A 24,038-nucleotide genomic window follows, 5' to 3' on the forward strand; every position below is an offset into this window, starting at 1 on the left:
AGCCGTCTTCAGGCCGCCGATGGTGGCCGTGGCGATGGCGGCCACGGCGGCCGTGGCCAGCGACGAGAACTGCGCCGTGCTCAAGGCGCCGATCTGGTTCGACGACAGCGACACCACCTGGTCGGTGCTCAGGCCGTTGGCGATCTGGTTGGTGGTCAGCGCGGCAATCTGGGCCGTGGACAGCGAGGCCGTCTCATTGGTCGTCAGCGCGGCGATCTGGGCCGTGCCCATGGCGGCGATGGCGGCCGTCTTGATCTGGGCCAGGTCGGCCGTTTCCAGCGCCGCGACGGCATTGGTGCTCATGCCCACCACCTGGGCGCTGGTCAGCGCGCCGGCCTGGGCCGTGGTCAGGGCCACGATCTGGTCGGTCGTCAGGGCACCCGTCTGGCTGGTGCTCATGCCGGCGATGGCCGCCGTCTTCAGGGCGGCGAAGTCCGCCGTTTCCAGCGCGGCCACCTGGGCCGTGGACATGCCAGCCACTTGCGCCGAGGACAGCGCGGCGGCCTGGGTCGAGCTCAGGGCCACCACCTGGTCGGTGGTCAGGCCGGCGTTGATGGTGGCCGTGGTCAGCGCGCCCACCTGGGCCGTCGACAGGGCGCCGATCTGGTCGGTCGTCATGGCGGCCAGCTGGGCCGTCTTCAGGGCCGCGATGTCGGCCGTCTTCAGGCCGCCGATGGTGGCCGTGGCGATGGCGGCCACGGCGGCCGTGGCCAGCGACGAGAACTGCGCCGTGGACAGGGCACCGATCTGGTTCGACGACAGCGACACCACCTGGTCGGTGGTCAGGCCGCTGGCGATCTGGTTGGTCGTCAGCGCGGCGACCTGGGCCGTGGACAGCGAGGCCGTCTCATTGGTCGTCAGGGCGGCGATCTGGGCCGTGCCCAGGGCGGCGATGGCGGCCGTCTTGATCTGCACCAGGTCGGCCGTTTCCAGCGCGGCGATGCCGTCCGTGCTCATGCCCACCACCTGGGCGCTGGTCAGCGCGCCGGCCTGGGCCGTCGTCAGGGCCACGATCTGGTCGGTCGTCAGGGCCTTGGTCTGGTTGGTGCTCATGGCGGCGATGGCGGCCGTCTTCAGCGCGGCGAAGTCCGCCGTTTCCAGTGCGGCCACCTGGGCCGTGGACAGGCCAGCCACCTGAGCCGTGGACATGGCCGCCACCTGGTTCGAGCTCAGCGCCACCACCTGGTCGGTGGTCAGGCCGGCGTTGATGGTGGCGGTGGTCAGCGCACCCACCTGCGCCGTCGACAGCGCGCCAATCTGGTCGGTCGTCATGGCGGCCAGCTGGGCCGTCTTGAGGGCGGCGATGACGGCCGTTTTCAGGGAGCCGATGTCGGCCGTGGTGATGGCGGCGACGGCGGCCGTGCTCAAGGCCGAAGCCTGGGCCGTCGACAGGGCGCCGACCTGGTTCTGGGTCAGGGCCGCCACCTGGTCGGTGGTCAGGCCGTTGGCCAGGTTGTTGGTCGACAGCGCGGTCACCTGGCCGGTGGTCAGGCTGGCCACCTGGCCGGTGGTCAGGGCCGCCATCTGGGCCGTGGCCAGGGCGTTGATGACGGCCGTCTTCATGGCCACCAGGTCGGTCGTTTCCAGCGCGGCGATCACATTGGTGCTCAAGCCTGCGACTTGGGAAGTGGCCAGGGCGGCGGCCTGGCCGGTCGACAACGCGACGGCCTGGTCGGTGGTCAGGGCGCTGACCTGGGCCGTGGTCAGGCCGGCGATGGCGGCCGTCTTCAGGGCGGCGAAATCAGCCGTCGACAGCGCGGCGATGCCGGCCGTGGACAGGGCCGCCACCTGGGTCGAGCCGAGCACGGACACTTGATTCGAATTGAGCGCCACCACCTGGTCGGTGCTCAGGCCATAGGCCATCTGCACCGTCGTCAGGGCGGGGGTCTGGAGCGTCGTCAACGCGCCGATCTGGTCGGTGGTCAACGCCCGGATCTGAGCTGTATTGAGACCGGCAACGTCAGATGTCGCCAAAGCTGCAATCGTTGCAGTCGACAGCGCCGCAATCTGGTCAGTTGTCATGCTGGTGATAAGGCTCATTTCCATTCTCCTTGGGGGGGCGCTACTTATTAATTCTGTCTGGACACGAGAGGGAGCCGACCGGGTCTTTTCCCGCTGGCTCCCCTCACGATCGTTGGCACACTGCCGTATAACTTGTATTTTTTCTACTATCCCTGAAGCTTCAGCCACAAAAGGGCCCAGCATTCCATTCTTAACGTCAACAAAATCGCTAACTTTAGTAAACAAAAGCAACCCGCCGGGGCGGTATTCCTGTCTCAATCTTGCACTCGAGGCAAGTTTATCCCACTGCTAAAAACTGCTCACCGGCAATATCGGGCCGGTCCGTTTCGGTACAAAGCGACCCTTTCGAGTCTTCCATTAAGTAAACTTGTTCTTCATGGGCAATAATTTTGCGACGACGGCCCCGCCGCCTGGCGCCATGGATTTTGCGCGCGCGGAGGGCAAGTATAACCCAATAAATTGCCGTGAAGAACGTTTTTGGGCTGATGTATCCCCGCCGCAACCTGTCGCGTAGGCAATAATAAGCCGCCAACTATCATGTTTTTATGGCAGGATCAGCCCATTGTAGAAGCGCCCGCGGCGGCGGCATCGGGCAAACAGGGTCGGGATCGCCCCTTAATTCATTGAAGAAACTTTCCCGGGCGTCGACTTTGCCTGAACCACATGACCGGCGTATGACGGTCAGCCCGCCACCTTGCCCCAGGCCCCCATGGCCTGTCGGCGGGATGGCGCGCCCGCCCCGGTGGGCCATGCGTTGTAGGAGCACTCCTACACCGACCGCCATTGTCGCCAAATTGCCTGGCGACAAAGTCACCAATCTCCACAACGCGCAAAAATAAAGATTTCAAGCAACAACGGCGGCCCCCCTTGCGCGGGGCCGCCGTTGCTTAACGATCAATATTACCGGCTTCAGGCGGATTTTTGCGCCGCCACCCATTGTTTGATGCGCCGTTCCAGCACATCCATCGGCAAGGCGCCGGCGCCCAGCACCTCATCGTGGAAAGCGCGGATGTCGAATTTGCTGCCCAGCTGCTGGCGCGCATAGTCGCGCAGCTCCAGGATCTTCAGCTGGCCGATCTTGTAGCCCAGCGCCTGGCCCGGCCACACGATGTAGCGGTCGGTCTCGCTTTGCACGTCCACTTCCTCGATCCCGGAGTGGGCGTGGAAGAAGTCCACCACCTGCTGGCGGTTCCACTGTTTATAGTGCAGGCCGGTATCGACGACCAGCCGGATGGCGCGCAGCATCTCGTCCTGCAGGTGGCCATAGTAGCTGTACGGGTCGCTGTAGAAGCCCAGCTCCTCGCCCAGGCGCTCGGCGTACAAGGCCCAGCCTTCCGTGTAGGCCGTGTAATTGGGCTGCTGGCGGAACGCTGGCAGGCCCTGCAATTCCTGGGCGATGGCGATCTGCATGTGGTGGCCCGGCACGCCTTCGTGCAGGGCCGTCGTCTCCACGTCGATCAGCGAACGCTTGGCGAATTCGCCCGTGTTGACCATCACCCGGCCCGGACGGCTGCCGTCCGGCGTGCCCTGGTTGTAGGACGCCCCGGCCGCGCCTTCCTCGCGGAATGGCTCGACCGGCATGATCTTGACCTTGGCCTTGGGCAGCACCCCAAACTGCTGGGGCAGCTTGGCGTACATCTGGTCCGTGTACTTGGTGTACAGGTCCAGCAGTTCCTGGCGCGACTTGGGATGCAGGGCCGCGTTCGCATGGATGGCCGCGTTGAAGCTCTTCAGGTCAGCGTAGCCCATCTTTTTCGCCACGGCCAGCATCTGGCCCTCGATGCGGGCCACCTCGGCCAGGCCCAGCTGGTGGATCTGTTCCGGGGTCTGGTCAGTGGTGGTGGCCGAGCGCACCCGGTAGCTGTAGCGGGCCGCGCCGTCCGGCAGCGACCACAGGCCAGGCTCGGTGCGGCCCTGCGGCAGGTAGACATTCTTCACGAACGCGGCGAACTGTTGATAAGCGGGCAGCACGTCATGTTCGATGGCGGCCAGGATCTGCCGGTTCAGGCGCGCCTTGTCGGCCGCGCTGAAGCTGGCCGGGAAACGGTTCAGCGGTTCCGCGAACGGCGAGGCGGCCGGCGCCATGGCGGCCAGGTCCTCGCACTGGCGCGCGATCTTGGGGATCAGGAACTGGGGCGGCATCAGGTGGTCATGCATGCCGTTTTGCATCTGGATGGTGGTATCGGCGAACGCGCGCGGCAAAGCGTGCAGGCGGGCCAGGTAATCATCATAGTCCTTGACCGTGTCGAAGGCCAGCGCCGACACCAGCTGGGGCGCATCGATATGGATGCCGGAATTTTGCAGCACCGGCATTTCCCATTCCTTGAAGCGGGCCCCATCGAGGTTCAGGCGCAGCGAGCGCACCATCAGCGCCTGGTTCAGCTGTTCCTGCTCGGGGAAGCCGGTGGTGTCGATGGCTTCGAAACGGCGCAGGAAGTCGGCGCTGGCGCGGATGTCGGCGTCGATGGCGGCCTGGGAAAAGTCGGTCAGGCGGTCATTGAAGCGCTTGTCACCCAGCATGGACGCCCACTCGGGATTGGTGCGCATGGTGTAGTCCCACTGCTCGTTGATCAGGCTGGCCAGCGCCTGGCGGCGCGCGGCCAGGTCGGGCGCGGGGGCGCCGGCATGGGCCGCGCCCATCACGAGGAAGAACAGCAGCGCGCTGGCGCCGCTACGGGAAGTCAGAGTCATGGTGGCCTGTCCGTCGAAAAGTGGTGGAGGCTGCAATGTAGACGGACTGGCCACGGCCGGCACGGGGAATGTGACGGACTGTTGAAATTCGGGCATGAATTGCAAACCGGCGGGACAGGACGGGTCCGGCCCGGCGGCAATTCTTGGTATCATGGGGGACGCCCACGCCCAGCGTGGTCACCGAACTATGCCATTCCCCCATCCAGACTCTCTTAACGACACCGACACCGTGAATACGCCCAACCTGACCATCACGCCCTCCACCCACCGCCTGAGCGACGCCGAACGCACCAAGCTGATCAGCAACCCCGGCTTTGGCCGCATCTTCACCGACCACATGGTGGTGATCCCCTATCGTGACGGCGCCTGGCAGAAAGGCGAACTGAAAGCCTACGGTCCCCTGAATCTGGACCCATCGTGCTCGGCGCTGCACTACGGCCAGGCCATCTTCGAAGGCTTCAAGGCCTTCTCCCAGCCCGACGGCAGCGTCAAGACCTTCCGTCCGGAAGCGAACGCGGAGCGCTTCAACCGCAGCGCGGCCCGGCTGGCCATGCCGGCCCTGCCGCCGGCCCTGTTCATGGAAGCGGCCGACGCCCTGATCAGCATCGACGCGGCCTGGGTGCCCAAAGCCGTGGGCGAGAGCCTGTACCTGCGTCCGCTGATGTTCGCCACCGACCCCTTCCTGGGCGTGCGTCCCGGCAGCGAATACCTGTTCGTGCTGTTCGCCTCGCCGGCCGGCGCCTACTTCCCGCAAGGCGTCAAGCCGGTCACCGTGTGGATCAGCGAGGACTACGTGCGCGCCGCGCCCGGCGGCACCGGCGAAGCCAAGTGCGCCGGCAACTACGCGGCCAGCCTGGCGGCCCAGGCCCAGGCCCAGGCCAAGGGCTGCGACCAGGTGGTGTGGCTGGACGCCGTGCACCGCGAATACATCGAAGAGATGGGCGGCATGAATCTGTTCTTCGTCTACCAGGAAAACGGCAAGACCGTGCTGGTGACGCCGGAACTGACGGGCACCCTGCTGCCCGGCATCACCCGCCGCAGCCTGCTGGAACTGGCCGCCGACCTGGGCTTTGAAGCCCAGGAGCGCAAGCTGACCGTGCAGCAATGGCGCGACGACGTGGCCGCCGGCCGCATGACCGAAGCGTTCGCCTGCGGCACGGCCGCCGTGATCACGCCGGTGGGCACGGTCAAGGCCAACGGGTTCGAGATGACCATCAACAACGGCCAGAACGGTCCCGTCACCCTGGCCCTGCGCGAGGCGCTGCTGGGCATCCAGCACGGCACGGCGGAAGACACCCACCACTGGATGCACGCCATCTAAGAAGGACCGCCGCCCCGGCCCGGGGCCGGCGACGACAACGGCTGGCCGCGTGCCAGCCGTTTTTTTTGCGGAGCGGCATAGTATGATGGGACATCACCATCCGCTGCCGCCCGCTCCATGAACGACGCCCAATTCGACCGCCTGCACGACAAGATCGACGCCTACACCATGGAAGTGGACCGCTTCCACGACGACGTGGCGGACCTGGCCAAACAGGTCGCCAACTGCGACCGGCTGGTCAAGCTGGCCAACGCCAGCCTGGGCCAGATCGACGAGAAGATCGCCGAGGCCGTGCGGGTGGGCGCCCAGGCGCGCCAGACGGCCGACGCGGCCGGCGAGCAGGCCAGCGCGGCGGCCACGGTGGCCGTCAACGCCGCCGTCGGCGAACTGGTGGGCGCCATGCGCGCGGCGACGGCGGCCGCCCACGACGCGGGCGCATCGCTGAACATCCAGCGTTTCAAGACAGGCGCCTGGATCGCCGTGTACGCCGCCATCACCATGCTGTGCTGCGTGGCCACCGCCTACATTACCAGCCGCGCCTTGCGCGGCAACGCGCTCACGCCGGAACAGGTGCACTACATCGCATTGGGCAAGGCGCACGAAACCATGCTGGGCAACGCCACCGACAAGGAATTGAAACTGATGACGGCGATCCGCAATCGGCCGCCCAAGACCAAGTAAGGGCCGCCGTCAGCGTTGCGGGCCTTTGCGCCCGCGCGCCGGCGCGCGTTCGACGGCGGGCACGGCTTGCTCGCGCGCGGGCTCGGGCGACCGCTGCGGCGTGTAGTGGATGGTCAGCGCCAGCAGATGCGCGAAACTGTTGAAGGTGATGGTCTGGAACTGCGCCCGCTTTTCCCGCGCCGGCACATACACGGTGATCAGCCCCTGGAAGTCCGCCAGCCCGGCCGCGCCATCGGTGCCCACCAGCTCATACAGTTCCATCAGGTAGCGCTTGAAGCGCTCGATATTGGCGCCGGCGATGGTGTTCTCCAGCCAGCGCTCGATGAAGGCATCGTCGCTCCAGCGCACCGTGCGCGGCTTGGGGATCGCCAACCCCAGCGCCATGCCCACGCGGTCGGCATAAGGGGCCAGCACCAGTTCCTGCTGGGTTTGCGCGCCCAGGCCCGGCAGGTCGAGCTGCGCCGATTCGCCCCAGGCCGCGTGGTGGATGGCGCGCGAGCGCGACAGGCGGGCGCTGTCGGCGATGCAGGCGTCCAGCAAGCGCACCCGCTGCGGCTTGACGCCCTCGGTCTTGAGCTGCTCCGCGTTGGCCTTGAACTCGATCAGCGCGAAGCGGCCGCCGGCGGCGAGCAGATAATCGGCCAACGCCTTGTCCTGGCCGCACAGCGCACTGCCGATCAGGTACGGTTGCGCCTTGCCCGCCCCATGCAGCTCGCGGAAACGCCGGTCGGCCTTCTTGGAAAACTCGACGATCAGCGCATCTTCCATGTGGCGGAAGAATGGAGAGGCGGTCTTGTTCATGGCGAGGCAAGCGCGCGATCAGGGTGAACCGTCGTCCCGGCCAAGATCAACCCAAGGACAAAAAAAACGCCGCACAAATCAGTGACTTGCGCGGCGTTGCTTCCAAAATAAAGTGGCGATTCCTTAGAACGGAATATCGTCATCCATATCCGAGAAATTCGGCGCCGGTTTCGGTGCCGGACGCGGTGCGGGCGCGGGCGCGGCCATTTGCGGACGCGGGGCTGGCGCCTGGCGGGCTGGCGGGGCGTCGTAGCCGCCGTCATCCATCGCGTCGCCGCCGCCCATGCCCTGGCGGCCGCCCAGCATCTGCATCTGCTCGGCGATGATGTCGGTCGCGTACTTCTCCACGCCATCCTTGTCGGTGTACTTGCGGGTCTGCAAACGGCCTTCCACGTAAACCGACGAACCTTTCTTCAGGTACTGGCCGACGATTTCAGCCAGGCGGCCGAAAAAGGAAATGCGGTGCCATTCCGTCAGCTCTTTCTGCTCGCCCGTGTTACGGTCCTTGGAACGGTACGAGGTGGCCACGGCGATGTTGGCGATCGCGTCACCGCTGGGCATGTAGCGAATTTCCGGATCACGGCCCAGATTGCCGACGATGATGACTTTGTTGACTGATGCCATGAATAAAACTCCTGAATAACGGCCGCTGCTGCGCGCGGTGGAATGTTTTGTGAAACCAAACGGCGATTATATGCCATGCCGCCAGCCCAAGGCCAAGCAATTCGCACCCCGCCGGCCAGCCCCCGGGGCGACAACTTTTTTCGTATCGCCGCTGAAACAAGCGGCGCCAACACTGTTATTATATACAGTATTTAATAGCCAACCTTTAGCGCTGTATCAATTCCGCCGCGATTGACACGCCCGGCCCGGCCAACGGCGCCCGCCGGCGCGCAAGCGGAAACCCGGCTATAGTACTAGGTTGACCCGTTCGTCCCGGTTCCGCGCGCGCGCCGGACCGTACCACTCACTGAAAGCAAGCCACGACATGGAACAGATCCGCATCCGCGGCGCCCGCACGCACAACCTCAAGAACATCAATCTCGACCTGCCGCGCAACAAGCTGATCGTCATCACCGGCCTGTCCGGCTCGGGCAAGTCCTCGCTGGCGTTCGACACGCTGTATGCCGAGGGCCAGCGCCGCTACGTGGAATCGCTGTCGGCCTACGCGCGCCAGTTCCTGCAGCTGATGGAAAAGCCGGACGTGGACTTGATCGAAGGCTTGTCGCCCGCCATCTCGATCGAGCAGAAAGCCACCTCGCATAATCCGCGCTCGACCGTGGGCACGGTGACGGAAATCCACGACTACCTGCGTCTGTTGTACGCGCGCGTGGGCACGCCCTACTGCCCCGACCACCCGGAACAGCCGCTGGCGGCCCAGTCCGTCTCGCAGATGGTGGACGCCGTGCTGGCCATGCCCGAAGGCACCAAACTGATGATCCTGGCGCCGGTGGTGGCCAACCGCAAGGGCGAGCACGCCGACCTGTTCGAGCAGATGCAGGCCCAGGGCTTCGTGCGCTTCCGCGTGCAGAGCGGCACCCACGACGCCAGGATCCACGAGGTGGACAACCTGCCCAAGCTGAAGAAAACGGAAAAGCACACCATCGACGTGGTGGTGGACCGGGTCAAGGTGAACGCCGAGCTCAAGCAGCGGCTGGCGGAAAGCTTCGAGACGGCGCTGCGCCTGGCCGACGGCCGCGCCGTGGCGCTGGAAATGGACACTGGCCACGAGCACGTCTATTCCAACAAGTTCGCCTGCAATGTGTGCGGCTATTCGCTGCAGGAACTGGAGCCGCGCCTGTTCTCGTTCAACAACCCGATGGGCGCCTGCCCCGAGTGCGACGGCCTGGGCCACATCGAGTTCTTCGACCCCAAGCGCATCGTCGCCTTCCCCAATCTGTCGCTGGCGTCGGGCGCCGTCAAGGGCTGGGACCGCCGCAACCAGTTCTACTTCCAGATGCTGTCCAACCTGGCCGCGTTCTACGAGTTCGACCTCGACCTGCCGTTCGAGCAATTGCCGGCCGCGGCCCAGCAGGTGATCCTGCACGGCTCGGGCAAGCAGCTGATCCCGTTCGCCTACGTGAACGAGCGCGGCCGTACCGTGATCAAGGAACACACCTTCGAAGGCGTGGTCACCAACCTGGCGCGGCGCTACCGCGAGACGGATTCCATGGCCGTCAAGGAAGAACTGGCCAAGTTCATCAACGAGAAGAAATGCCCGTCCTGCCACGGCGCGCGCCTGCGCGTGGAAGCGCGCTACGTCAAGGTCGGCAGCGGCAAGCAGGAAAAGGCCATCTACGAGATCGCGGAAAAGCCGCTGCGCGACACGCTGTCGTTCTTCGAACAACTGAAACTGAAGGGCGCCAAGAAGGACATCGCCGACCGCGTGATCAAGGAAATCGTCTCGCGCCTGAAGTTCCTCAACAACGTCGGCCTCGATTATTTGTCGCTCGACCGCAGCGCCGACACGCTGTCGGGCGGCGAAGCGCAGCGCATCCGCCTCGCATCCCAGATCGGCTCCGGCCTGACGGGCGTGATGTACGTGCTCGACGAACCGTCGATCGGCCTGCACCAGCGCGACAACGACCGCCTGATCGACACCCTCAAGCACTTGCGCGACATCGGCAACAGCGTGCTGGTGGTCGAGCACGACGAGGACGCCATCCGCACGGCCGACTTCATCGTCGACATGGGCAAGGGCGCCGGCGTGCATGGCGGCGACGTGATCGCGCAAGGCAGCCTGAAGGACATCCTGAAGAACAAGCAATCGCTGACGGCCCAGTACCTGAACGGCACGCTCAAGATCGCCGTGCCGGAGCAGCGCCACGCGGCCGATCCGCACCGCCAGCTGGTCATCACTGGCGCCACCGGCAACAACCTCAAGAACGTCACGCTCGATCTGCCAGTGGGCCTGATGACGTGCGTGACGGGCGTGTCCGGTTCCGGCAAGTCCTCGCTGATCAACGACACGCTGTACCCGGCCCTGTCGCGCCACCTGTACGGCTCGCAGACGGAACCGTCGCCGCACGACAGCATCAGCGGCCTCGAACATTTCGACAAGGTGATCGCCGTCGACCAGGCCCCGATCGGCCGCACGCCGCGTTCCAACCCGGCCACCTACACGGGCCTGTTCACGCCCATCCGCGACCTGTTCGCCACCGTGCCCATGGCCAAGGAACGGGGCTACAGCGCGGGCCGCTTCTCGTTCAACGTCAAGGGTGGGCGCTGCGAGGCGTGCCAGGGCGATGGCGTGATCAAGGTCGAGATGCACTTCCTGCCGGACGTGTACGTGCCGTGCGACGTCTGCCACGGCAAGCGCTACAACCGCGAAACGCTGGAAGTGCAGTACAAGGGCAAGAACATCACGGAAATCCTCGACATGACGGTGGAGGACGCGCACGAGTTCTTCAAGCCGGTGCCGCTGATCGCCCGCAAGCTGCACACGCTGCTGGACGTGGGCCTGGGCTACATCAAGCTGGGGCAAAGCGCCACCACCTTGTCGGGCGGCGAGGCGCAACGCGTCAAGCTGTCGCTGGAACTGTCCAAGCGCGACACGGGCCGTACCCTGTACATCCTGGACGAGCCGACCACGGGCCTGCACTTCCACGACATCGACCTGCTGCTGAAAGTGATCCACCGCCTGCGCGACCAGGGCAACACCTTGGTCATCATCGAGCACAACCTGGACGTGATCAAGACGGCCGACTGGATCGTCGACCTGGGGCCGGAAGGCGGGGCCGGCGGCGGTCAGATCATCGCCAGCGGCACGCCGGAGGAGGTGGCGGCCAACCCGGCCAGCGTGACGGGCAAGTACCTGCAGCCGCTGCTCGAGAGCAAAGCCAAGGGCAAATAAAGGCGACTGGCGCGCAGCGCAAGCGCACCGGGCGACGGCCTCGCAGCGCCGCAAGGGAATTGCCCGCGGCGCCACCGGGGACTGCCCCCAGCGCCACATTGCCACCTGCAGCCCGCGCCGCTGAACCGCAGGGGCTGTCCCCTCAGCCCGGGGCCGCCGTGCACCGGGGACAGCCCCCCGCGTTGCCGCAGGCCCCCGCCCATGCCGCTGGCCCCGGGTCAGTCCCCTCCGTCCGCGACACCGTCCATAAGGGACAGCCCCCCGCACCTAGGGGCAGGCCCGGGCGCCACGGGGGACGGACCCCGGCGCCACATTGCCATCCGCAGCCCGCGCAGCTGAACCGCAGGGTCTGTCCCCCAGCCACGGCCGCCGCGCACCGGGGCCAGACCCTCGATCCGCCGCTGGCCCCTGCCCCAGCCGCTGGGCCTGAGGTCAGTCCCCTCCGTCCACGCCAACTTGCGGCGCCGGCTGCTTCATCACCAGCGCCAGCTGGTCAAGCCGGTCGAAGCCCCAGAACGATTCGCCATCCACGATCATGAACGGCACGCCGAACACGCCTTGCGCGATGGCGTCCTCGCTGGCCTGCCTGAACGCGGCCTTGACGGCCTCATCCTCCAACGCCGCCAGCAACGGGGCCCGCGCCACGCCCATGCCGCTGGCGATCCCGGCCAGCACCTCATGGTCATTGATGTCCACCCCATCGCTGAAGTAGGCGGTGAAGCAGGTGCGCGCGAACGCGGCGGCCGTGTCCTCGCCATGGCTGGCGGCCAGCCACGTCATGGCGCGGCCCGGCGCCAGCAACAGCTTCGGGAAGCCAGGCGGCAAGCGGAACGGGATACCCGCCAGCCGGGCACTGCGCTCCAGGTCTTGCTGGACGTACTGCCATTTCATCGGCACGAAGGGCGTCAGCTGGGTGCCGGCCGCCTTGCTCAATACCGTCATCAGCACCGGCTTCCAGCGCACCTTGCGCCCGTGGGCGGCGGCCAGCCGTTCGATGCGGGTCGAGGCCAGGTAGGCATACGGCGAAACAAAGTCAAAATAGAAATCGATATCAGTGCTCATGGTCAGCCTCCAGGGAAAAAGTCGTCATTACTATCGGGTAGGGCGCGCAGCAACGCCACCAGGCCTCGGGGCCAGGCAAGGTAGAGCGCGACGGGGACAAGCAGCAGCAAGAAACTCATGTCAGCCTCCTTTTCGCACACCTGTGCGAAATTACAGCGAAAAAACGGCCGGACGCGGCCCGGCCCGCCGGTTACCCCTCGTTGAAGCTCTTGTAGGTGGAAATCAGCCGGTTGAAAGCACGCTGCGCATGGCGCAGCGCCGTATCGTCATGCAGGAAACGGGTATCGTGCAGCAAGCCCACGATCAGGCTGTAGATCTCGTACACCAGTTGTTCCGGGTCCGTGTCGGGCCGCAACTGACCCGCTTCCATGGCCTGGACTATGGTCTTGCGCAGCGACGCGCGCCACGCCTGCGCGCCCTTGGCCAGCCGGTCGCGCAGCGGGCCGGGCTGGTCGTCGAACTCGAAGGCGCCGGCCGTGTACAGGCAGGAATGCAGCACCACGCCATCGCAGATACGGCGCATCCAGTTGGCCACCATGGCCGTCAAGCGGGGCAGGCCGCGCGGCAGTTCCAGCGTGGGCAGGAAGATGTCGGCCGCGAAACGGCGGTCGTACTCATCGAGCACGGCTTCCTGCAACGCCTCCAGCGAGCCGACGCGGGAAAACACGCCGCTCTTGCTGATGCCGGTACGCTTGGCGATCTCGCCCAGCGACAGCTTGCCGATGCCTTCGGCGGCCGCCATGGCGCACCCGGCCGCGACGATGGCGGCAAAGGTGGCTTCGCTTTTGGCGGTCAAGGTATCCATGCGGCGCAGTTTAGCACACCTGTGCGAAATTCACACAATGAAAAATCAGGGACGTAACACTATTTTTCCAGCTAGAAAAACCGTGTTACGTCCCCGATTTTGCGCATTGGGAATATGGTGTTACGTCCCCGGTAAAAAAAGCGCGCCGCAGGGGCGCGCTTGGCGGGGATGCCGTCAGTCGCTGACTCAGCCGTTCAGGCGCTGCTCCAGCTTGGCCATGTTGTCCTTCAGCTCTTGCGGCAGGTGGTAGGCCAGCTTCTCGAACAGCTCGGCGTGCAGCTTCAGTTCTTCACGCCATGCGTCCTTGTCGATCGAGGTGATGGTCTCGAACTCTTCCGGCGAGAACGGCAGGCCTTCCCAGTGGATGTCGCCAAAGCGCGGGGTCACGCCGAACAGGTTTTCCACGCCGCCAGCCTGGCCTTCCAGGCGTTCCAGCATCCACTTCAGCACGCGCATGTTGTCGCCGAAGCCGGGCCAGACGAAGTGGCCCTGCTCGTCGGTGCGGAACCAGTTGACGCAGTAGATCTTCGGTGCGGCGGCACCCAGCTTGGCGCCCATGTCCAGCCAGTGCTGGAAGTAGTCGCTCATGTTGTAGCCCATGAATGGCAGCATGGCGAACGGGTCGCGGCGCACCACGCCCATCTGGCCGGCGGCGGCGGCCGTCGTCTCGGAACCCATGGTGGCGGCCATGTACACGCCTTCGATCCAGTTGCGCGCTTCCGTCACCAGCGGCACGGTGGTGGAACGGCGGCCGCCGAAGATGAAGGCCGAGATCGGCACACCGGCCGGGTCGTCCCAGGCCGGGTCGATCACGGGGTTCTGGGTCGAGGCCACGGTGAAGCGGGCGTTCGGGTGGGCGGCCTTGGTGCCGGAGGCCGGCGTCCAGTCCTTGCCCTGCCAGTCGATCAGGTGCGCCGGCGCTTCCTTGGTCAAGCCTTCCCACCACACGTCGCCATCGTCGGTCAGGGCGACGTTGGTGAAGATGGTGTTCTCGTGCAGGCAGGCCATGCAGTTCGAGTTGGTCTTGGTGTTGGTGCCGGGGGCCACGCCGAAGTAGCCCGCTTCCGGGTTGATGGCGTACAGGCGGCCGTCGGCGCCCGGCTTGATCCAGGCGATGTCGTCGCCGATGGTGGTCACTTTCCAGCCATTGAAGGTGGCCGGCGGGATCATCATCGAGAAGTTGGTCTTGCCGCAGGCCGAGGGGAAGGCGGCCGCCACGTAGTGCTTCTTGCCTTCGGGCGATTCCACGCCCAGGATCAGCATGTGCTCGGCCAGCCAGCCGTGGCCGCCGGCCTTGGCTTCCTTGTGGCCCATGGTGGAGGCGATGCGCAGCGCGAAGCACTTCTTGCCCAGCAGCGCGTTGCCGCCGTAGCCGGAACCGAACGACCAGATTTCGCGCGTTTCAGGGAAGTGCACGATGTACTTGGTGGCGTTGCAGGGCCAGGCCACATCCTTCTGGCCCGCCTTCAGTGGCGCGCCCACGCTGTGCACGCATGGCACGAAGGGACCGTCTTCGCCCAGCACGTCGTACACGGCGCGGCCCATGCGGGTCATCACTTTCATGTTGACGGCCACGTAGGGCGAGTCGGACAGTTCCACGCCGATGTGGGCGATCGGCGAACCGAGCGGGCCCATCGAGAACGGGATCACGTACATGGTGCGGCCGGCCATGCAGCCGTCGAACAGGCCGTTCAGGGTGGCGCGCATTTCGCCCGGTTCCATCCAGTTGTTGGTGGGACCGGCTTCTTCCTTGGTGGCCGAGCAGATGAAGGTGCGGTCTTCCACGCGCGCCACGTCGGTCGGGTCCGAGCAGGCCAGGTAGGAGTTCGGACGCTTTTCCTGGCTCAGGCGTTTCATGGTGCCGGCGGCCACCATCTCGGCGCACAGGCGGTCATATTCCTCTTGCGTGCCATCGCACCAGTAGATACGATCGGGTTTGGTCAAAGCGGCAACATCGGCCACCCAATTAATCAATTTTTGCTGCTTGATGTAAGCTGGGACGTTCAATGCAGCAACGCCACCCATCACGGGCTGATTCATAGTACCTCCAATGCCAATAAAAGAATTCTGGTCTAGTCCCGGCAGGCAGGATCGTCGTCAGCCGCGCACGCTTGTAGCGCGCGCCTTGTGCCAGGAAGCCATGGCGATGGTAGGCCATGTTCCGGCGGAGTCGGCGGTCATGTCGTGCGCCCCGCGCCGGCGGGGCACGCAGCCCAATCATGTGCCTGGGCTGATGGAACGTATTGCGCGGGCCCGGTGGCCAGGCCCGAAAATTAGTGGGCGATTGTACACCCGTCCACCTCGCTTTCCGACAAAAATGTAGGAGAAATGGTTGAGCAAAGTAGTAAGCTATTCCGGAAATCCCTAAACCTGTTGTTTCGCTACGAAATTCCCCACAAGATCCGCCAACTCCCATGAAAATCGCAATTCTCGACGACTATCAGAATGCTACGCCCAGCCTGGAATGCTTCAAGCTCCTCGATGGCCATGATGTCAAAGTCTTTAATAATTCGGCGCGCGGATTGGGCCAGCTGGCGATCCGCCTGGCCCCGTTCGACGCCCTGGTGCTGATCCGCGAACGCACGCCGCTGAACCGCGCGCTGCTGGCCAAACTGCCCAACCTGAAGCTGATCTCGCAGACCGGCAAGGTGGCCGGCCACATCGACGTGGCGGCCGCCACCGAGCGCGGCATCGCCATCGCCGAAGGCGTGGGCTCGCCCACGGCGCCGGCTGAACTGACATGGGCGCTGATCATGGCCGCCACCCGCAAGATCGTGCCCTACGCCGCCAACCTCAAGGATGGGCTGTGGCAGACGGCCTCGATCAACCCGGCCCTGAACACGCTCGGTACGGTGCTCCACGGCCGCACGCTGGCGATCTGGGGTTATGGCAAGATCGGCCAGATACTGGCCGGTTATGGCCGCGCCTTCGGCATGCGGGTGCTGGTGTGGGGCAGCCAGGCCAGCCGCGAGGCGGCCGTGCGCGATGGCAACGAGGCAGCCGGCAGCCGCGAGCATTTCTTCGAGCAGGCCGACGTGCTGAGCCTGCACTTGCGCCTGAACGACGCCACGCGCGGCATCGTCACGGCCGAGGACCTGGCGCGCATGAAGCCCAGCGCGCTGTTCGTCAACACCAGCCGCGCCGAACTGGTGCAGCCGGAGGCGCTGGAACTGGCCTTGCCGCAAGGCCGGCCCGGCTATGCGGCGCTGGACGTGTTCACCGACGAACCGCTGCCGGCCAGCCATCCGCTGCTGCGCATGCCGGTGGTGCTGGCCACGCCCCACCTGGGCTACGTGGAAAAAGACAGCTACGAGCTGTATTTCCGCCATGCGTTCCAGAACGTGGTCGACTTCGCGGCCGGCAGCTGCGAAAAGATCCTCAACCCGGACTACCGCCAGCACGTCAAGGTGGACTGAGGGCGGACTGAGGGCGGACTGAGGGCGGACTGAGGGCGGACTGCACCGCTAGCGGATTTCGGGCAGGCCCGTCAGGTTGATGGCCGGCGTGGGCAGCGCGTGGACCTGGCGCCACAAGCCGGCCCAGCCGGGCGGCCACGGCAGCGCCGGCCCCGTGTAGGGCGGCAGCGTGGCCCGCACCGGCACCACCGGCACGGGCGGCATGTCGCGCAGCTCGCCGTGGGCGGGGCGCTGCATGTCGAGGCTGTACATATACCCGGGCAGCAAGGCGTCGCACACGGCCGCGAACCAGGCCGTGTGGTCCTCGTCGCGCCCCAGCGCCTGGGCCAGTCCTTGCGGGTCGAAACGGGCCAGCGCATGGATCAGTTCGTCCGTGGTGGCGCCCGGCGAGTCGCCCCAGCCCATCACGGGGTTGACGTTGTAGTCGGCGCCCGAGCCATACCAGCCTTCGCGCCACGAGCGCTGCATCCAGTCGCGCTGGCCCGTGAACAGATGCCAGCGCCAGTGCAGCCCGGACGGCTTGGGCCACGAATACAGGTACAGCCGCTGGTAGCCGGCCTGGTGCAGCGCGCGCACCACCGCCATCAGGCGCGCGTGCGGCATGCGGTCAGGCGCGGCGCGGCGGAACAGGATGGCCTCGCCATCGGCGAACTGCACCTCGTCGGTCGACAGGTTCAAGTCCAGCGTCCGGCTTTCACTGCCGAAGCGGGCGCTGATCCAGCCCGTCAGCAGGTTGACGGCCGTGATGACGCCGTAGCCGCGGTGGCGGTGGAAGATGACGGTGCCGGGTGCGAGGGTTTTCATGACAGGGGAGCCAACCAGGGGCAAACAAAGAATCCAGTGTAGTCACAGTATGCCCGGTTTTCCAGTCCGTCGTGATCCGGGAGCCGGGGCCGGTTTCGCGGTATCATGCGCGTCATTTCACTGTAGAGGATTTCTTCCACCATGACCTTGCGCATCCTCGCCACGGGCGGCACTTTCGACAAACATTACGACGAACTCAATGGCAAGCTCGGCTTTGGCGACAGCCACGTGCCGGCCCTGCTGGCGCGCTGCCGCCTGACGGTGGAGGTGGCGCTGGAGCAGTTGCCGCTGATGGATTCGCTCGACATGGTGGACGCCGACCGCGCCCGCATCCTCGCTTCCTGCCAGGCGGCCGGCGAGCGCGCCATCGTCATCATCCACGGCACCGACACCATGCCACAGACGGCCGCCGTGCTGGGCCCGGCCAACCTGGGCAAGACCATCGTGCTGACGGGCGCCATGATCCCCTACGAGATCGCCAATTCGGACGCCCTGTTCAACCTGGGCTTCGCCTGCGGCGTGGCGCAGACGCTGGCGCCGGGCGTGTACGTGGCCATGAACGGCCAGATCTTCGCCTGGGACAACGTGCAGAAAAACCGCGCGGCCGGCGTGTTCCAGCCGCTGTAAGCTGAGCGGACGGCGGCGCCCGCCCCCATCGCCGCGGCCGTGCCCGCCAGACGGCCAGGCGCGCCGCGCGGCGACAACAGCGCCCGCCGCCGGTTGTAACGGCCGCCGCTGCCTGCGACCGCCGGCTAGCGCTCGGGCAAGGCCAGCGGCACGTGGCTGGCCGCGGGCGCCGTGCGCAGCTTGAAGTCCGGCGCCGGCGCGTACAAGGCCACGCCCGCCAACGGCAAGCCATGGGCATCGTACCGGGCCAGCTGGCTGGCCAGTTGCGCCACGCCGGCCGCCAGCGCAAGCTGGCCAGCGGCCGCGCCGCCTGGCGCCGCCGTGTCGCCATACGCGGCCAGCGCCTGCGTCAACCCACCCACGCGCGCGCGCAACGCGGCATCGCCCTGCGCGAACCACACGTCGGCCAGCGCGCGCTCACTGCCATCGGCGCGCTGGTAACTGGACACCAGGCCGATGATGTTGCCGTGCTCGCCGGCGCCATCCTGGCGCGCGGCCAGGTTCAGCTTGACGATGCCCAGCGCGGCGAGCGTATGCAGCTCGCCGGCCTGGCTCACGCCATCGGCATCCGCATCGACCCACACCCGCAACTGGCCGAACGCGGCATCCTCGGCGGTGATGGCGCCATCGCCATTCGTATCGAGCGCGGCCAGCGCCGCGTAGCCATTGGCCGCCCGGCCGCCATCGGCCAGCGCCGTGCTTGATCCGAACAGCTCGCCGCCATCGTTGATGACGCCGTCGCCATTGCGGTCCAGCGCCAGCAAGCCGTCGCCGCCGCCCACCCAGCCGGTGGCCTGCCGGCTGCCGTTGGCCAGCAAGTCGAAGCGCACGCCCGCATCGAGGCCCAGCGTGTGCACGCCATCGCCGTTCAAGTCCAGCACCAGCGGGGTGGTGAACGGCAGCGCCGCCTGCTGGGCCAAGGTCATCGCGCCTTGCTGGGTCGTCGTCAGCGCCATGAACTGGGTGCTGGAGAAGACATGCAGCTGGGCCGTCGTCAGCGCCCGCACCTGGGCCGTGGCCAGGGCCCGCATCTGGGCCGTGCCCAGCACCGTCACCTGGCGCGTGGTCAACGCCACCAGGTCGCGCGTTTCGATGGCCGCCACCTCGGCCGCGCTCAGGTCGGCCACCATGGCCGTGCCCAGCGCGGCCAGTTGCGCGCCACCCAGCGCGACGATCTGGTCGGTGGTGAACTGGTCCGTGTCGGCCCCGTGATTGGGCTGCAGCACGGCCAGCTGGCGCGTCCCCAGCGCCGCGATCTGGGCCGTGGCCAGGCCGCGCAACTGCTCCGATCCCAGGCCGGCCATGGCCGCCGTCCCCAGCATGGCCAGGGCCGTGGTCGACACGGCCGCCAGCACCTCGGGCCGCAATTGCCGGATGTGGTCGCTGCCCAGCGCGGCCGCCTGCTGCGGCGTGAGCACGGCCACCTGGTCGGCCGTCAGGCCGGCCAGCCAGTCGCCGGCGCGGGCCGCGGCCGCGAAGCTGGCCGCGTTCAACGCCGCCACCGTGGCCGGCGCCAGCGCCGCCTCCTGGTCCGTGCGCAGCGCCATCAGTTGCGCGCTGCCCAGCCCGGCCGCCTGCTGCGTCCCCAGGGCCGCCAGCTGGCGCGGCGCCAGGGCCCTGAGCTGGGCCGACGTCAAGCCGGCCATGGCCGTGCTGCGCAAGGCCGCATAGTCGGCCGTCGCCAGCGCCGCGATGATGTCGCTCGACAGCGCGGCCAACTGGCCGCTGCCCAGGGCCCAGGCCTGCTGGGTGGTCAGCGTCAACGCCTGCTCCACCGTCAGGCCGGCCAGCGCGCCGCCTGTCAGCGCGGCGACCTGGTCGGTGCGCAGGGCGCCGAACAGCACCGGCCCGCCCCACGGCGGATTGCCCAGCATGGCCAGCTGGGCTGAATTCAAGGCCGCCAGCGCGGCCGTACGCAAGCCGGCCAGGCCGTTCGTGCCCAGCCCCGCCAGCTGCTGCGGCGCCAGTTGCGCCACCTGCTGCGCGCTGAGCGCGCCGGCCTGCGCCGAACTGAGCATGCTGTAGCGGCTGGTACTGAGCGCGGCCAGCTGGGCCGTGCCCAGCGCGGCGATCTGGCGCGTCGTCAAGGAGGCCCACTGCACCGTATCGAGTTGCGCCAGCAGCGCAGTGGACAGCGAGGCGATCACGCCCGTGGCCAGCGCCGCCACGTCCGCGCCCGGCAGGCCGGCGATCACGCCATCGCCCAGCGCCGCCACCTGGATGCTGCCCAGCGCGGCCACCTGGGCCGTGCCCAGCGCGGCCAGTTGCGCGCTGCCCAGCGCCGCCATCTGCTGCGTCGTCAAGCCCGTCATGGCCGCCGTGCGCAGCGCGGCCAGGCCGGCTGGCAGCATGGCCGCCACGTCCTGCGCCGACAAGGCCCGCAGTTGCGCGCTGCCGAACGCGGCCAGCTGGACGCTCGTCATGGCCTGGATCTGGGTGGTGGACAAGCCGGCCAGCGCGGCACTGCGCAAGGACGCGACCTGGGCCGTGGACAGTTGCGCGAAGCCATCGGCGCCGCCATTGCCATCCGTGCCCAGCACGGCCAACTGCTCGCTGCGCAAGCCGGCCAGCGCGGCCGTGGACAGCGCCGTGACGCCGGCGCCCAGCGCCCGCACGTCGGCCGTGTCGAGCGCGGCCACCTGCTGCGAACGCAGCGCGGCCAGCTGGGCCGTCGTCAGGCTGGCCAGCTGGCCGGTGCCCAGCGCGCCCAACTGGGCGCTGCCCAGGGCGGCGATCTGGCGCGTGGCCAGGCCGCTCAGCTGGACGGTGTTCAACTGGCGCAGCAAGGCCGTGCCCAGCGTGGCGATCACGCCCGTGCCGAGCGCGGCCAATTGCGCGGGGGCCCAGCCCGCCACGGCGTCCGGCGCCAGCGCCCCCACCTGCGTGCTGCTCAAGGCGGCCACCTGGGCGCTGCCCAGCGCGGCCAGTGCATCGCTGCCCAGGGCCGCCATCTGGGCCGTGGCCAGGCCGCGCATGGCGGCGCTGCGCAAGGCCGCGAAATCGTCCAGCGGCAAGGCGTGCAGGTCGGGCGCCGACAGCGCCGCCAGTTGCGCGCTGCTCAAGGCGGCCGCCTGCGCCGTCGTCAGCATGGCCGCCTGGGCCGTGCCCAGGCCCGCCAGCGCCGCCGTGCGCAACGAGGCCACCTGGGCCGTGCTGAGGGTGCCGAACAGGGCGCCGTCGGCCCCGCCCAGCATGGCCAGTTGCTCGGCCGTCAGGGCGGCCAGGGCGGCCGTGCGCAAGCCGGGCAAGCCGTCCGCGCTGATGGCGGCCACGTCGGCCGGGCTCAGGCCGGCCAGCTGGCGTGAACCGAAGGCGCCCAGTTGCTGCGAACTGAGCAAGCCAAACTGTTCGGTATGCATGGCCGCCAGCTGGGCACTGCCCAGCGCCGCCACTTGCCGCGTGCTCAGCACCGCCAGGTGCTCGCCATCGAGCGCAGCCAGCACGGCCGGGGCCAGCCCCGCCACGGCGCTGGTGCTCAACATGGCCAGCTGTGGCGGCGCCAGCGACGCCAGCAAGGCGGTGGGGAAGGCGCTGATCTGGTGGCTGCCCAGCGCGCCCAGTTGCACGCTGGTCAGCGCCGCCAGCTGGGTGGTCCCCAGCGCCGCCAGCTGGGCCGAGTTGAGGCCGGCGAAGGCGGCGCTGCGCAGCGCGCCCACGTCGGCCGGATCGAGCGCGGCCAGCGCCGCGGTGCTGAACGCGGCCAGCTGGGCGCTGCCCAGCGCGGCCGCCTGGCGGGTGGTGAGCGCGGCCGCCTGGCCCGTCGTCAGGCCCGCCAGCGCCGTGCTGCGCAAGGCCGCCACCTGGGCCGTGCCCAGCAACGCGAACAGGCTGCCGTCGGCGCCGCCCAGCGCGGCCAGCTGGTCGGACGTCAACGCCGCCAGGGCCGCCGTGCGCAAGCCGGGCAGGCCGGCCGCGGCGATGGCGGCCACGTCGGCCGTGCTCAGGCCGGCCACCTGGCGCGAGGCCAGCGCGCCCAGCTGGGCCGAACCCAGCGCGGCGACCTGGACGGTGCCAAACGCGGCCAGCTGGGCGCTGCCCAGGGCCGCCAGCTGGCGCGTGGCCAGCGCCGCCACGTGGGCGCCGTCCAGGCTGGCCAGCACGGCCGGCGCCAGCGCGCTGATGGCACTGGTGCTCAGCAAGGCCAGCTGGTCCGGCGTCAGGGCCGCCAGCATGACGCTGGGGAAGGCGCTGATCTGGCGGCTGCTGAGCGCGCCCAGTTGCGCGCTGGCCAGGGCCGCCAGCTGGCGCGTGCCCAGCGCCGCCAATTGGGGGGAACTCAGTGAGGCGAACACGGCGCTACGCAGGGCGGCCACGTCGCCCGGGTCCAGCGCGGCCAGCGCCTGGGTGCTCAAGGCCGCCAGCTGGGCGCTGCCCAGCGCCGCCGCCTGGGCCGACGTCAGGGCGACGGCCTGGGCCGTCGTCAGGCCGGCCAGGGCCGTGCTGCGCAAGGCGGCCACCTGGGCCGTGCCCAATGTGCCGAACAGGGCGCCATCGGCCCCGCCCAACGCGCCCAGCTGGGCCGACGTGAGGGCGGCCAGGGCCGTCGTGCGCAGGCCGGGCAGGCCGGCCGTGCCAATGGCGGCCACGTCGCCCGCGCTCATGGCGGCCAGCTGGCGCGAGGTGAGCGCGCCCAGCTGGACCGAACCCAGCTCGGCGAACTGCTCCGTGGTGAGCGCGGCCACCTGGTTGCTGCCCAACGCGGCGATCTGGCGCGTGGCCAGGGCCGCCAGGTGGGCACTGTCCAGGCTGGCCAGCACGGCCGGCGCCAGCGCGGCCGTGGCCCCCGTGTTGAGCGCCCCCAGCTGAGCAGGCGCCAGCGCCGCCAGCGTGGCGCTGGACCAGGCCCCCACCTGGCCACTGCCCAGCGCCCCCATCTGGCCGCTGGTCAGGGCCGCCAGCTGGGCGCTGCCCAACGCGTTCAGGTCGCTGCCTTCCAGCCCGGCCAGGGCCGTCGTCTTCAGCGCCGCCACGGTGGCCGGCGCCAGCGCCGCCAGGGCCTTGGTCGACAGCGCGCCCAGCTGGGCGCTGTTCAAGGCGCCGGCCTGGGCCGTCGTCAGCGATGCCGCCTGGGCCGTCGTCAGGCTGGCCAGGGCGGCGCTGCGCAAGGCGGCCACCTGGCCCGCGCCGAGGTTGCCGAAGGCGCTGGCGCCGCCCGTCCCGCCGAGCACGGCCAATTGATCACCGTTGAGGGCCGTCAGCGCGGCGCTGGACAGGGCGGACAGGCTGGCCGCGCCGATGGCGGCGATGGCGGCCGTGGACAAGGCGCCCAGCTGCTGCGAACGCAGCGCCTGGGCCTGGCTGGAATCGAGCGCCGCGACCTGGGCCGAACCAAGCGCGCGGGCCTGGGCGCTGCCCAGCGCGGCGAGGGCGGCCGTGGACAAGGCATGCAGGCCGGCGGCGCCCAGCGCCTGCACATCGGCCGTCGACAAGGCGGGAATCTGGCGGCTGGCCAGCGCCGCCACCTGGACGGTGGACAGGGAGCGCACCTGGTCCGGGCGCAAGCCGGCCACGGCAGGCGTGGCCAGCGCGGCCAGGTCGGCCGTCTCCAGTCCCGCCAGCGCGGTTGTGGCGAGCGCGGCCACGGTGCTGCTGCCCAGTGCGGCGGCCTGGGCCGTCGTAATGGCGGCCAGCTGGCTGGCGCCCAGGGCGGCGATGAAGTCGCTGGCCAGCACCCCGGCCCCATTCAGCGCCAACGGTTTGAGCGCCGCCACCTGGACCGTGGCCAGCGCCGCCACATTGGCCGGCGCCAGCGCCGACAACTGGCGGCTGTTCAGGACGGAAAGCTGGGCCGTGGTGAGCGCCTGCAGTTGTGCCGACGTCATGCCGCCCGTCTCGGCCGTCGACCAGGCGGCCACGGCGGACGTGCTCAATGCGGCCACCTGGGCCGGTGTCAGACTGCTGATGGCGCTCATAAGCATTCCATTTTTAATAACGCTCTACGATACCAGAAAATCG

The 24,038-nt window shown here is 68.1% G+C and carries 14 protein-coding genes; 5 read left to right on the forward strand and 9 right to left on the reverse strand.

Annotated features, from left to right (window positions below):
- Positions 1 to 2,046, reverse strand: a 2,046-nt coding sequence (locus H3H36_RS24615; RefSeq protein ID WP_375539620.1) for a beta strand repeat-containing protein, incomplete at its 3' end; no start/stop codon positions are given.
- Positions 2,047 to 2,931: 885 nt separating this feature from the next.
- The gene (locus H3H36_RS24620) at positions 2,932 to 4,713 is read right to left on the reverse strand and encodes a DUF885 domain-containing protein (RefSeq protein ID WP_182220698.1); all 1,782 of its coding nucleotides are present in this window, start codon (positions 4,711 to 4,713) and stop codon (positions 2,932 to 2,934) included.
- A gap of 187 nt (positions 4,714 to 4,900) precedes the next feature.
- Between H3H36_RS24620 and H3H36_RS24625 the strand changes: the two genes are divergently transcribed.
- Complete coding sequence (locus tag H3H36_RS24625; RefSeq protein WP_182220699.1) at positions 4,901 to 6,034, forward strand: branched-chain amino acid aminotransferase; 1,134 nt, start codon at positions 4,901 to 4,903, stop codon at positions 6,032 to 6,034.
- Between the two features lie 117 nt (positions 6,035 to 6,151).
- Entirely contained in the window at positions 6,152 to 6,715 is a 564-nt protein-coding gene (locus tag H3H36_RS24630) for a hypothetical protein (RefSeq protein WP_182220700.1), read from the forward strand.
- A gap of 9 nt (positions 6,716 to 6,724) precedes the next feature.
- On the opposite strand, the gene H3H36_RS24635 is transcribed toward H3H36_RS24630, so the two are convergent.
- Positions 6,725 to 7,516 carry a hypothetical protein gene (locus H3H36_RS24635; protein WP_182220701.1) on the reverse strand — a complete coding sequence of 264 codons (792 nt, stop codon included), beginning with the start codon at positions 7,514 to 7,516 and terminating at the stop codon, positions 6,725 to 6,727.
- Positions 7,517 to 7,639: 123 nt separating this feature from the next.
- Complete coding sequence (gene ssb, locus H3H36_RS24640; RefSeq protein WP_182220702.1) at positions 7,640 to 8,140, reverse strand: single-stranded DNA-binding protein; 501 nt, start codon at positions 8,138 to 8,140, stop codon at positions 7,640 to 7,642.
- Between the two features lie 364 nt (positions 8,141 to 8,504).
- Between ssb and uvrA the strand changes: the two genes are divergently transcribed.
- The gene (gene uvrA / locus H3H36_RS24645) at positions 8,505 to 11,369 is read left to right on the forward strand and encodes an excinuclease ABC subunit UvrA (RefSeq protein WP_182220703.1); all 2,865 of its coding nucleotides are present in this window, start codon (positions 8,505 to 8,507) and stop codon (positions 11,367 to 11,369) included.
- Between the two features lie 432 nt (positions 11,370 to 11,801).
- Here the strand turns inward: uvrA and H3H36_RS24650 are convergent, their stop codons facing one another.
- From H3H36_RS24650 to H3H36_RS24660, 3 genes are all read right to left on the reverse strand, one after another.
- Positions 11,802 to 12,431, reverse strand: coding sequence for a 2-hydroxychromene-2-carboxylate isomerase (locus tag H3H36_RS24650; protein WP_182220704.1), 630 nt, complete (start codon positions 12,429 to 12,431; stop codon positions 11,802 to 11,804).
- A 190-nt stretch (positions 12,432 to 12,621) separates the two neighbouring features.
- Positions 12,622 to 13,236, reverse strand: a complete 615-nt coding sequence (locus tag H3H36_RS24655; protein WP_182220705.1) for a TetR/AcrR family transcriptional regulator — start codon at positions 13,234 to 13,236, stop codon at positions 12,622 to 12,624.
- A gap of 186 nt (positions 13,237 to 13,422) precedes the next feature.
- Positions 13,423 to 15,276, reverse strand: coding sequence for a phosphoenolpyruvate carboxykinase (GTP) (locus tag H3H36_RS24660; protein WP_182220706.1), 1,854 nt, complete (start codon positions 15,274 to 15,276; stop codon positions 13,423 to 13,425).
- 374 nt (positions 15,277 to 15,650) lie between these two features.
- On the opposite strand from H3H36_RS24660, the gene H3H36_RS24665 reads away from it, so the two are divergent.
- On the forward strand, positions 15,651 to 16,652 hold the full coding sequence (locus H3H36_RS24665; protein WP_182220707.1) for a D-2-hydroxyacid dehydrogenase family protein: 1,002 nt from the start codon (positions 15,651 to 15,653) through the stop codon (positions 16,650 to 16,652).
- Between the two features lie 48 nt (positions 16,653 to 16,700).
- Here the strand turns inward: H3H36_RS24665 and H3H36_RS24670 are convergent, their stop codons facing one another.
- A complete protein-coding gene (locus H3H36_RS24670) occupies positions 16,701 to 17,456 on the reverse strand; it encodes an L-asparaginase (RefSeq protein ID WP_182220708.1) in 756 nt (251 codons plus the stop codon).
- Between the two features lie 141 nt (positions 17,457 to 17,597).
- On the opposite strand from H3H36_RS24670, the gene H3H36_RS24675 reads away from it, so the two are divergent.
- Entirely contained in the window at positions 17,598 to 18,083 is a 486-nt protein-coding gene (locus H3H36_RS24675) for an asparaginase domain-containing protein (protein WP_182220709.1), read from the forward strand.
- A gap of 125 nt (positions 18,084 to 18,208) precedes the next feature.
- On the opposite strand, the gene H3H36_RS24680 is transcribed toward H3H36_RS24675, so the two are convergent.
- Entirely contained in the window at positions 18,209 to 23,995 is a 5,787-nt protein-coding gene (locus H3H36_RS24680) for a beta strand repeat-containing protein (protein ID WP_182220710.1), read from the reverse strand.
- Positions 23,996 to 24,038 lie beyond the last annotated feature (43 nt).

Origin of the sequence: Rugamonas fusca (assembly GCF_014042365.1) — a bacterium.
Classification (GTDB): Bacteria; Pseudomonadota; Gammaproteobacteria; order Burkholderiales; family Burkholderiaceae_D; genus Rugamonas; species Rugamonas fusca.

Coding starts and splice junctions, on each gene's coding strand:
- H3H36_RS24620 (WP_182220698.1), bottom strand. CDS start 4,713: ATGACTCTGACTTCCCGTAGCGGCGCCAGCGCGCTGCTGTTCTTCCTC.
- H3H36_RS24625 (WP_182220699.1), top strand. CDS start 4,901: ATGCCATTCCCCCATCCAGACTCTCTTAACGACACCGACACCGTGAAT.
- H3H36_RS24630 (WP_182220700.1), top strand. CDS start 6,152: ATGAACGACGCCCAATTCGACCGCCTGCACGACAAGATCGACGCCTAC.
- H3H36_RS24635 (WP_182220701.1), bottom strand. CDS start 7,516: ATGAACAAGACCGCCTCTCCATTCTTCCGCCACATGGAAGATGCGCTG.
- ssb (WP_182220702.1), bottom strand. CDS start 8,140: ATGGCATCAGTCAACAAAGTCATCATCGTCGGCAATCTGGGCCGTGAT.
- uvrA (WP_182220703.1), top strand. CDS start 8,505: ATGGAACAGATCCGCATCCGCGGCGCCCGCACGCACAACCTCAAGAAC.
- H3H36_RS24650 (WP_182220704.1), bottom strand. CDS start 12,431: ATGAGCACTGATATCGATTTCTATTTTGACTTTGTTTCGCCGTATGCC.
- H3H36_RS24655 (WP_182220705.1), bottom strand. CDS start 13,236: ATGGATACCTTGACCGCCAAAAGCGAAGCCACCTTTGCCGCCATCGTC.
- H3H36_RS24660 (WP_182220706.1), bottom strand. CDS start 15,276: ATGAATCAGCCCGTGATGGGTGGCGTTGCTGCATTGAACGTCCCAGCT.
- H3H36_RS24665 (WP_182220707.1), top strand. CDS start 15,651: ATGAAAATCGCAATTCTCGACGACTATCAGAATGCTACGCCCAGCCTG.
- H3H36_RS24670 (WP_182220708.1), bottom strand. CDS start 17,456: ATGAAAACCCTCGCACCCGGCACCGTCATCTTCCACCGCCACCGCGGC.
- H3H36_RS24675 (WP_182220709.1), top strand. CDS start 17,598: ATGACCTTGCGCATCCTCGCCACGGGCGGCACTTTCGACAAACATTAC.
- H3H36_RS24680 (WP_182220710.1), bottom strand. CDS start 23,995: ATGAGCGCCATCAGCAGTCTGACACCGGCCCAGGTGGCCGCATTGAGC.